General features: G+C 69.4%; 6 protein-coding genes and 1 pseudogene. 5 read left to right on the forward strand and 2 right to left on the reverse strand.

Annotation, left to right across the window (positions count from 1 at the left end; translation table 11 throughout):
- Window position 1 precedes the first annotated feature (1 nt).
- Together pdhA and lipA are read right to left on the reverse strand one after the other, a co-directional pair.
- Window positions 2–1,084, reverse strand: a complete 1,083-nt coding sequence (gene pdhA, locus AVZ66_RS13365; RefSeq protein ID WP_058984722.1) for a pyruvate dehydrogenase (acetyl-transferring) E1 component subunit alpha — start codon at window positions 1,082–1,084, stop codon at window positions 2–4.
- Window positions 1,085–1,484: 400 nt separating this feature from the next.
- A pseudogene (lipA, locus tag AVZ66_RS13370) lies at window positions 1,485–2,419 on the reverse strand (lipoyl synthase).
- 125 nt (window positions 2,420–2,544) lie between these two features.
- On the opposite strand from lipA, the gene AVZ66_RS13375 reads away from it, so the two are divergent.
- The 5 genes from AVZ66_RS13375 (at window position 2,545) to AVZ66_RS13395 (ending at window position 10,014) form a co-directional block, all read left to right on the forward strand.
- A complete protein-coding gene (locus AVZ66_RS13375; protein WP_058984567.1) occupies window positions 2,545–3,957 on the forward strand; it encodes an MATE family efflux transporter in 1,413 nt (470 codons plus the stop codon).
- A 306-nt stretch (window positions 3,958–4,263) separates the two neighbouring features.
- Entirely contained in the window at window positions 4,264–6,600 is a 2,337-nt protein-coding gene (locus AVZ66_RS13380) for a DEAD/DEAH box helicase (protein WP_058984568.1), read from the forward strand.
- Window positions 6,601–6,639: 39 nt separating this feature from the next.
- Window positions 6,640–7,392 carry an endonuclease NucS domain-containing protein gene (locus AVZ66_RS13385; RefSeq protein ID WP_058984569.1) on the forward strand — a complete coding sequence of 251 codons (753 nt, stop codon included), beginning with the start codon at window positions 6,640–6,642 and terminating at the stop codon, window positions 7,390–7,392.
- A 25-nt stretch (window positions 7,393–7,417) separates the two neighbouring features.
- Window positions 7,418–8,449 carry a tRNA-intron lyase gene (endA, locus tag AVZ66_RS13390; protein ID WP_058984570.1) on the forward strand — a complete coding sequence of 344 codons (1,032 nt, stop codon included), beginning with the start codon at window positions 7,418–7,420 and terminating at the stop codon, window positions 8,447–8,449.
- 2 nt (window positions 8,450–8,451) lie between these two features.
- The gene (locus AVZ66_RS13395) at window positions 8,452–10,014 is read left to right on the forward strand and encodes a tryptophan--tRNA ligase (protein ID WP_058984571.1); all 1,563 of its coding nucleotides are present in this window, start codon (window positions 8,452–8,454) and stop codon (window positions 10,012–10,014) included.
- The last annotated feature ends 203 nt before the right edge of the window (window positions 10,015–10,217 follow it).

Here is a 10,217-nt window from a genome sequence, read left to right on the forward strand (position 1 = left end):
GTTAGTCCTCCAGTAGCGCTTCGTCGCCGTGGTCGGCGCGGATGGACTGGAACCACTCCAGTTGTTTCTCGAGTCGCCCGGGCATCTCCGCGTAGACGCTCCGGAACATCTCAACGGGGTCGGGCCGCGGCGTCTCCTCGGCGGCCGCGATGGCGTCCGCCACGCGGTCCTCGATGTCCGCTTCGATGTCCTCGACACCTTCGTCGTCGAGCCTGTCGGTCCGCTTGAGGAACTTCTCCAGTCGCGGAATCGGGTCCTTCGCCTTCCACTTCTCGACTTCCTCCTCCTCGCGGTAGACGGAGGGGTCGTCGGCCGTCGTGTGCGCGCCGAACCGATACTGGACCGCCTCGATCATCGTCGGCCGCAGTTCGCCCTCCGCGGGGTCTTTGGCCTTCTCGACGGCCGCCTTCGTCACCGCGTACACGGCTAGTGGGTCCATCCCGTCGACCTGCACGCCCTCGAAGCCGTATGCTTCGGCCTTCTGCGCGAGCGTCTTCGACGCCGTCTGCCGCTCGCGGGGCACGCTGATGGCCCACTGGTTGTTGTTGCAGAAGAACACGTTCGGCGTGTCGAAGACGCCCGCGAAGTTCAGGCCCTCGTGGAAGTCGCCCTCGCTGGTCGCGCCGTCACCGAAGTAACAGAGGAACGCCTTGTCCCGTTCGTCCTTGAGTTTGGACGCCCACGCCAGCCCGGTGGCGTGCGGAATCTGGGACGCGATGGGCACCGCGACGGTGAACAGGTTCACGTCCTCGGGGACGCGCGCGCCGTTCTCGTCGCCCATCCAGAGCCGCAGCGTCTGCTTCAGCGGGAGGCCCTGCACGAGCGAGGCGGCGTGCTCGCGGTAACTGGGCACCACCCAGTCACCGTCGCCGAGCGCCATCGCGGAGCCGACCTGCGCGCCCTCTTGGCCCGACATCGGCGGGTACGTGCCGATGCGACCCTGCCGTTGGAGGCTCACCGCCCGCTCGTCGAACCGCCGAGCGAGCTTCATCGTCCGGTACATCTCGACGAGTTCGTCGTCGTCGAGGTCCGGGACCTCGGCGCCGTCGACGAGCTCGCCGTCCTCGTCGAGCACCCGTACCATGTCGTCGGGTTCTCGATGCACGGTCGCAGTCACGGGTACCCCCGTCCTGACATGTGCGGAGAATCACCCCGTGCGACCATATGATTTTCGTAACGGTCTTTCTAGCGGGTCATCGTCTCGCCGATTTCCACCACTCTCGTTCACTACTACCCGACGTAATTCTACGAACGTCAGATACGCGACGAACTAACTGGTCGTACAGACACCTCAATCGAAGTATTGCCGGATTTTTCGGGCGTTCAGAAACAGTCCGCGCGGCCTATCGTCCCGATGTTCGCTCAGTCCGAGGCGGCCCGTCGGGCCGCATCTCGCGCGGTTCGCGGGTCGCTTCGCTCCCCGCTCACTCAGTCGGAGGCCGCCCTTCGGGCGTCCTCCCTGCTCGCGGCTGACCGCCGCTCGCTCAGTCCGAGGCGGCGCTTTGCGCCGCCTCGCGCGCCTCCTCGATGCTCTTCCCCTCCCGAAGCACCGCGTCGACGAACAACTCCCCGGCCTTGTAGGAGGACCGGACCATCGGGCCGGACGCGCAGTAGAGGAAGTCGAACTCCGTCTCGGCGACGCGGCGCCACGTCTCGAACTTCTGCGGGTGGACGTAGTCGGCGACGTCGAGGTGCGAGCGCGACGGCTGGAGGTACTGCCCGAGCGTCACCACGTCCACGCCCACCTCGCGGAGGTCCGCGAGCGTCTGGTACACCTCGTGGTCGTACTCGCCCACGCCCAACATCAGGCTCGTTTTCGTATAGATGTCGGACTCGCGGTTCACCTGGTCGAGCACCGCGAGGGACTGCTCGTAGCCCGCGCGGCGGTCCCGAACCGGGAACTGGCGGCGCTCGATCGTCTCGACGTTGTGCGCGATGACGTCGGGGTTCGCGTCGATAATCTTCCGCACGAGTTCCTCCTCCCCCGGAAGTCCGGAATCAGCACCTCCACCAGAATCGAGGGGTCGCGGTCCTTGATCTCCCGAATCGTCTGCGCGAAGTGCGCCGCGCCCTGGTCGTCGAGATCGTCGCGGTCGACTGACGTCAACACCACGTAGTCCAACCCGATTTCCGCGACGGACTCCGCGACGTTCGCCGGCTCCTCGGGGTCCAGCGGCTCCATCCCCCCGGTCTCGACGTCGCAGAAGTTGCAGCCCCGCGAGCACCGGTCGCCCATCAGCATGAACGTCGCGGTGCCCGGGCCGTTGCGGCCGCTCCAGCACTCGCCCATGTTCGGGCACGACGCCTCCTCGCACACGGTGTGGAGGTCGTGGTCCCGGAGCGTCTCCTTGATGTCCGTGAATCGCTCTCCGGACGGGGGCCGCATCTTCAGCCAGTCCGGCTTCCGCCGACTGCTCATAGACATCCCTTCGCGGGGGACTGCAAAAACTGTGGGGTTCGGCGCTACCCCGCCGCGCTGTGCGAGCGCACCCCATACGTTAAAGAGGGCGTGAGTCGACATTCAAACTACACTCGAAGAAGAAAATGTTTGACGTTTCCCGCGAGGATATAACCGACGGCGCGCTCTCCCGGGCGCTGTTCTACGTCGCCGCGCCACTGGTCGCCCAGCAGTACGTCATCGTCCTCCAGCAGGTCGTCGACGCGTTCTGGCTCGGCCGCGTCAGCGGGGACGCGGTCGCCGCCGTCGGTCTCGTCGCGCCCCTCCTCGCGCTCCTGACGCTCGGGAACCACGTCGCGCTCACCGGCGGGCAGGTCCTCGTCGCCCAGCACGCCGGCGCCGACGCCGACGCCGCCGCGCGCCGCGCCGCCTTCCACGCCGTCGTCGTCGCGCTCGCGTTCAACCTCGTTGCGCTCGCGCTGGCGTCCGTGTTCGCCGCCGACGTGCTCGCGCTGTTCGACCCCGGCCGAGCCGTCGTCGAACTCGGCGCCGTCTACCTCGTCGTCGTGCTCGCCGGGATGGTGTTCGGCGGGATGAGCGACGCCATCGAGGGCGCGTTCGTCGGCTGGGGGGACTCCCGCGCGGCGCTCGCCGTCAACGTCGCCGTCGTCGCCGTCAACGTCGCCCTCGACCCGTTCCTCGTCGTCGGCTGGGGTATCGGTGGGTTCACCGGCTACGGCGTCTTCGGCGCCGCGCTCGGCACCGCCGCCGGCTACGTCGTCGGGTTCGGTATCGCCGTCGCGCTCGCCACCACCGACCGCACCGACTTCGCGTACACGCGCGACGCGGTGCGCCTCCGCCTCGACTCGCTGCGCGACGTCCTCGAGGTCGGCGTCCCCAAAGCCGGTCAGGAGGGCGGCCGGCAGACCGCGCGCCTCCTCATGGTCGCCATCGTCTCCGGCGTCGGCGGGAGCGCCGGACTCGCGGCGTACACCGTCGGCATGCGCATCTCGACGCTCGCGTTCGTCCCCGCTATCGCCGTCGGTAGCGCCGTCTCCAGCGTCGTCGGTCAGAACCTCGGCGCCGAACGCCCCGCCCGTGCGACCCGCGCGACGTGGCTCGCAGCGGGCGTCGCGACGGTCGCGCTCGCCGTCGTCGGCGCCGCCCAGTTCTCGATTCCCGGCCGCATCGCGAGCGCGTTCGCGCCCAGCCTCGACGGCGACGCGCTCACGTACACCGTCGCGTACCTCCAGATTCTCGCCGTCGGCTACTGGGCGTTCGGCGTCATCTACCCCGTGCAGGGTGGATTCAACGGCGCCGGCAAGACCACCGTCTCGATGGTCGCAACGACGCTCCAGTACTGGGCCGTCCGCCTCCCCATCGCGGCCGTCGGCGCGTACGTCGTCGTGCTCTCCGTGCCGGTGTACGCCGCATTCTGGGCGATTACGATTTCGAACGCCGCCGCCGCCATCGGCGTCACCGCCTACTTCTACTACTCGACGAACCGCGGCCTCCTCCGACGCGTCGCGTCCTCGATGAGTGCCGACGCCGCCGACTGAGTGGTCGCGTCGACGTGGTTTTCGGTGCGCTCAGACCCGTTCTCCCTCCGACTCATGCCGCTCGCGGGTCGTTCCTCCCCGCTCGCCACTCCGTGCCCTCACTTCGCTCGGGCACGCGCTCCCCGCTCGCGTCGACGTGGTTCTCAGTCGCTCACTTCGTTCGCTCCTTCCGAACCGCGCTGCTCACGGCTCCCGGTGGTCGCCGTTCGCTGTATCCGTGAGTCTCGGTCGTTCGCTTCGCTCACTCCCTCCGACTCACGCCACTAAGGAAACGCCTATCCGCCCACCCGCCTTCCCCAACTGGTGATGGAAGTCGCCGAGGTCGTCCCCGAGTTCGCCGACGCCTTCCCCTTCGACGAGTTCAACGAGATGCAGCGCGAGGCGGTGCCAGCGCTCGTGAACTCCGAGGCCAACGTCGTCGCGTCCGCCCCGACGGGCAGCGGGAAGACCGCGCTCGCGGAACTGGCCATCTGCCAGACCCTCGACGCCGGCGGCACCGCGGTGTTCGTCGCGCCGCTGCGCGCGCTCACCAACGAGAAGGAGTCCGAGTGGGAGCGCTTCGAGGAGCTCGGCTACTCGGTGTACGTCGTCACTGGCGAGCGGGACCTCAACCCCCGGCGCGCGGAGCGCGCGGACGTGCTCGTGATGACGCCGGAGAAGGCCGACTCCGCCACCCGGAAACACGACTCGCCGCGCTACTCGTTCGTCACGGACGTGGACTGCGTCGTCATCGACGAGGTCCACCTGCTGGACTCCGAGAAGCGCGGCAGCGTGCTGGAAGTGGTGGTGTCGCGCTGGCGGCGGCTCTGCGACCCGCGCGTGGTCGCGCTGTCGGCGACGATGCCGAACATCGACGACGTGGCGGCGTGGCTCGACGCCGACCCGGAGACGACCTTCGAGTTCGGCGACGACTACCGGCCCGTGGACCTCCACGCGGGCGTGCGGACGTACACGCACGGCGACAACCCGTTCGCGGACAAGTACCGTCGGCTGTTCACGACGCTGGACCTCGTCGAACCCCACCTCCGCGAGGACGGCCAGGCGCTCGTGTTCGTCTCCAGCCGGCAGGACACCGTGCAGGCCGCGAAGAAGACGCGGGACGAAATCGGCGAGCGCGACATCCCCGTCGGCTCGCGGGGCGACTACGAGTTCCACACCGAGACCGAGGAACTGGACAACGCGACGCTCCGGAAGTCCGTGCTCGACGGCGTGGCGTTCCACCACGCCGGCCTCTCGACGAACGACAAGAACCTCGTCGAGGAGTGGTTCCGGGAGGGCAAGATTCGCATCCTGTTCTCGACGTCGACGCTGGCGTGGGGCGTCAACCTCCCCGCGCGCTGCGTCGTCATCCGGGACACGAAACTCCACGACCCCCTCGAAGGCGAGGTGGACATGAGCCCGCTGGATGTCCTCCAGATGCTCGGGCGCGCGGGCCGCCCCGGCTACGACGACGTCGGCTACGGCTGGGTGGTCTGCGACGAGTCGGACGCCGACATGTACCGCGAACTCCTCCGCGAGGGCAAGGAAATCGAGTCCCGGCTGGCGGGGAACCTCGCAGAGCACCTGAACGCCGAAATCGCGATGGGCACGATTCGGGGGCTCGGCGACGTGATGGACTGGCTGGAGACGACGTTCTACTACCAGCGCGCGCAGTCCGAACCCGACGACTACGACTTCCCGGGGCTCCGGGACCGCGTCCGGGACACTCTCGACGACCTCGTCGAGGAGGGGTTCGTGGAGACCGACGACGACCTCGGACTCTCCGCGACTCGACTGGGCGTGCTCGCGTCGACGTACTACCTCCGACTCGACACCGCGGGCGAGTTCCGCGACGTGGCCGACGGCGAGGGTGACGCCGACAGCGTGCTCCGCGCGGTCGCGAAGGCCGGCGAGTTCGACAGCGTGAGCGCGCGCAAGTCCGAGCGCGACGCCGTCGACCGCATCGTCGGCAGCGAGGCCGACGACCTCGACTCCGGCCCGCGGAAGGTCCTCGCGATTCTGCGCGGGAGCATGGACGGCTCCATCCCGCCGGAACTGCGCTCGGACGCGTGGGTCATCAAGCAGAACGCGCTCCGCCTGCTCGCCGCGCTGGGCGCGTTCTTCGAGCGCTACGACGACCCCGCGGGCGCGAACGTCGCCGCCCGCCTCGAAGCCCGCATCGACACCGGCGTCCCCGAGGACGCGGTCGGCCTGACCGCGCTCGACGGCGTGGCCGCTGGCCGCGCGCACAAGCTCGCCGACGAGGGCATCGAGACGCCCGCGGATGTCCGCGACGCCGGCGAGGGCGGCCTCGAAGAAGCCGGGCTCGGCCCGGGCGTCGCGGAGAGCGTCTACGAGCAGGCTACCGGGATGCCCGAGGTCGTCGTCGACTGGAGCGACCTCCCCGACAGCATCGCGGCCGGCGACAACCAGATGTGCGAGGTTGTCGTGCGGAACGCGGGCGGCGGCGCGGCCACGGGCGTCGCCGTCACCGTCAATAGCGTCGAGATGACCGAGACCACCGGCTACCTCGACGACGAACTCTCCGTGCCCGTGGGCGTGTTCGGCGCGGACGCCGACGTTCTCGAATTCGAGGTCACCGTCTCCTTCTCGGACCTCCCGCTGTTGCCCGTCACCGAGACGCGGGCGGTGCGCGTGGAGTAGCGCGTAGGTTCAAGTACGAAACCGGGACCAATCCGGGTCATGCAGGACGCGATTCGCGTGCTCGCCGGCGAGTGTGCCGTCCGCTACGAGAGCGATGGGCGAACCGAGCGCGACCTCCGCGGGGATGTCGTCGTCATCGTGAAGCCCGACGACACCGTGCTCGTCCACGACGCGGACGGCTACCAGCCCGCGGCGTGGCTCACGCGCCCGGGCGTCGTCCGGTACACGCGGGACGCCCGCGGGTTCCGCATCGACGCGGCGGACGGCGACGAACGGCTCGTCGTCGAGAGCGCGACCGAGCACGGCGACGCCCACTATCCCGCGTCGCCCGCCGGACCGCCGGTCGGGACGTGCGAGTGCGACGGCACGCTCGTGCGGGACGGCGGCCGCGTCGTCTGTATCGACTGCCGGACGAGTTACGCGATTCCGCGGGACGCCGCCGTCGTCGACGAAGCCTGTCCGGACTGCGGGCTCCCCCAGTTGCGGGTGGAACGCGGCGGCGCGGTGACGGCGTGTCTGGACCGCGACTGCACGCCCATCGCCGACGTCGTCGCCGAGCGCTTCGACGGCGAGTGGGCGTGTCTGTGTGGCGCCGCACTCGAAATCGAGGCCGACCGCGGGCTCCACGCGACCTGTCCGGACTGCGGCGCCAGCCACCGGCTCCCCCACGGGACCGTCGACGGGACCTGTGAGTGCGGGCTACCGGTCTTCGAGACGCCGAGCGGGCGGCGGTGCCTGGACAGTGACTGCGAGCGGACGCCGAGTGCGGGAGGGCGCGACCGCAACAGTTGAACGTCGGGCGCGCGACGCTCCCGGTATGGACGGCGAGCTACACGGCGACGAGGTCCGAGTCGGCGGAGACGCCCGCCAGCGGTTCCACGACGCCCGCGGGTACGGCCACCCGCTCGACGGCAACGCCATCGCGCTGTCGCTCGTGGAGGCCGCACACCTGCTGTTCCGCGGCGACCTCGACGCCGTCGACGGCGCCGGGTTCCGGGAGTTCTTCACGGCCCGCGGCGCCGGCTTCCCTGCGCGCTTCCTCGTCTACGCGGACCTCCGCGACCGCGGGTTCTACCTCGCGCCCGACCGCCAGCCGTGGTGGGCCGACCCCGGCGACGGCGACTTCGTGGTGTTCCCGCGAGGGAACGGCCCCGGCGACGGCGTCGTGAAACACCGGATTCGCGTCGTCGACGAGCGCTCGACGATACCCGCCGGCGACCTCGGCGATGTCGTGCTCGCGGTCGTCGACGAGGAGAGCGAAATCACGTACCTCGATGTCGCCGCCACCGACCCGGACGGCGACACCGACTTCGCGCCGCCGACCGCCGTCAGCGGGACGCTCCTCGAAGACCGCGTGCTCGTCTGGGACGCGCCCAGCGAACTCCACGAACAGGGGTTCTACGGGCAGCCACTCGGCGGCCGCGCGGCCGAGTACGACGCGCTCCAGCTCTCGCTGTTGGAAGCCGCGTACCTCGCCGCGCAGGGCGTCCTCGACCTCGGGGACGACGACGTGGAAGCGGTCGTGGAGCGCGGGCGCGCCGGCGAGGCCGACCGCTTCGACCGCCGGCTGCGCGTCTACCGCGCGCTCCGCGACCGCGGGATGGTGCCCAAGACCGGGTTCAAGTTCGGCGCGGACTTCCGCGTGTACAGCGAGGTCGAGTCCGTCGACGAACTCGGCCACTCCGAACTGCTCGTTCGGGTGCTCCCCGCCGACTACGTGTTCGCGCCGCGAGACGTCTCGCTGGACGTGCGCCTCGCTCACGGGGTCCGGAAGCGAATGGTTTTTGCGCTCGACAATCCCAGTGCGGATACGATTCGCTGGCTCTCCGTGAGCAGACTCACTCCCTAACTATGACCGACACAGACAACGAGACGGACGCCGAGGCGGCGCCCGGCGCCGACAGCGTCGCCCTCGACCCGTGGGGCTCCTCGACGGTCTCGGACTACCGCAAGCTCTTCGACGAGTTCGGCATCGAGTCCTTCGACGACGTCATCGACGAGGTGCCGGACCCGCACTACCTGATGCGGCGCGCCATCATCTTCGGGCACCGCGACTACCGCCGCGTCGCCGACGCGATGCGCAACGACGAGCCGTTCGCCGCGCTGTCGGGGTTCATGCCGACGGGCGACCCCCACATCGGCCACAAGATGGTGTTCGACGAAATCGTCTGGCACCAACAGCAGGGCGCCGACGCGTACGCGCTCATCGCGGACCTCGAAGCCCACGCCGCCCGCGGACTCTCGTGGGACGAAATCGACGAGCACGCCAAAGACTACCTCCTCAGCCTGCTCGCGCTCGGCTTCGACGCCGAGGAGGGCACCCTCTACCGCCAGTCCGCGAACCGCGAACTCCAGGACCTCGCGTTCGAGCTCGGCGCGGAGGCGAACTTCTCTGAGTTCGAAGCCATCTACGGGTTCGACGGCGAGACCGACGTCTCGCACATGCAGAGCGTCGTCACGCAGATGGCGGACATCCTCTACCCGCAACTGGAGGAGTCCAAGCCGACCGTGATTCCGGTCGGCCCCGACCAAGACCCACACATGCGACTGGCTCGGGACCTCGCCGAGCGCACGCGCTACTTCAAGGTGACCGAGGCGTACGCCAGCGTCGCCTTCGACGACGACGAGCGCCCGCTCGTCGCCGCGGCCTACGACGCCAAAGAGGAGTACGCCGAGGACGCCAGCCAGCCCCGGTGCGCGGAGGCCGCCGACTGGCTCCGCGAGGACGACGCGCTCGCGGCCGAGTTCGGCGACGAACTGGTCGCTGGCGTCGTACAGAAACTCGACAACGCGGGGATGGAGCCGCTCCGCCCCCGGATTCGGTTCTTCGACCGGCAGGCGACCGACGAGGCGTTCGAGGCGCTCATCGACGAGGTCGCCGGCGAGAAGCGCGTCTTCGAGGGCCACGTCGACGCCTTCGAAATCGACCGGGAGACCGCCGAGGACCTCGCGCTCGCCGTCGAGGTCGACCACGGCGGCTACGGCTTCGTGCCGCCGTCCTCGATTTACCACCGCTTCATGACGGGGCTCACGGGCGGGAAGATGTCGTCCTCGATTCCCGCCAGCCACATCAGCCTCCTCGACGACCCCGAGGACGGCTACGACAAGGTCAAGGCCGCGACCACGGGCGGCCGCGAGACCGCCGAGAAGCAGCGCGAACTCGGCGGCGAACCCGACCAGTGTCCGGTCTACGAGCTGTACGCGTACCTGCTCGCGGCCGACGACGACGAGTTCGCCGAGCGCGTCTACGAGGAGTGCGCGGGCGGCGAGCGCCTCTGCGGCGGTTGCAAGGAGGAGGCCGCCGAACTCATGGCGGAGTTCCTCGAAGACCACCAAGAGAAACGCGAGGAAGCCCGCGAAGTGCTGGCTGACCTCGACGTCGAACTGGACTCCGCGCGTGCTCGAACGAAGTGAGAGCACGGAACGAGCGAGCGCAGAGCCACGCGATGCGCGAGCCGCGAGCCTGACGGGCTGGATGTTCGGCCAGCGGGCCGCTGACGGAATTCTTTTCACTGGTCGTGCCATGCTCCCGCACATGGCGTCCGAACCCCACGCCGGTCGCAGCGTGTCCGAACCAGCCGCGGCTCCGGGGTTCGGTTTCTTCTTCGCCTGAGCGG

The organism is Halobacterium sp. CBA1132, from assembly GCF_001485535.1.
Taxonomy (GTDB): domain Archaea; phylum Halobacteriota; class Halobacteria; order Halobacteriales; family Halobacteriaceae; genus Halobacterium.

Coding starts and splice junctions, on each gene's coding strand:
- endA (WP_058984570.1), top strand. CDS start 7,418: ATGGACGGCGAGCTACACGGCGACGAGGTCCGAGTCGGCGGAGACGCC.
- AVZ66_RS13395 (WP_058984571.1), top strand. CDS start 8,452: ATGACCGACACAGACAACGAGACGGACGCCGAGGCGGCGCCCGGCGCC.
- AVZ66_RS13375 (WP_058984567.1), top strand. CDS start 2,545: ATGTTTGACGTTTCCCGCGAGGATATAACCGACGGCGCGCTCTCCCGG.
- pdhA (WP_058984722.1), bottom strand. CDS start 1,084: ATGGTACGGGTGCTCGACGAGGACGGCGAGCTCGTCGACGGCGCCGAG.
- AVZ66_RS13380 (WP_058984568.1), top strand. CDS start 4,264: ATGGAAGTCGCCGAGGTCGTCCCCGAGTTCGCCGACGCCTTCCCCTTC.
- AVZ66_RS13385 (WP_058984569.1), top strand. CDS start 6,640: ATGCAGGACGCGATTCGCGTGCTCGCCGGCGAGTGTGCCGTCCGCTAC.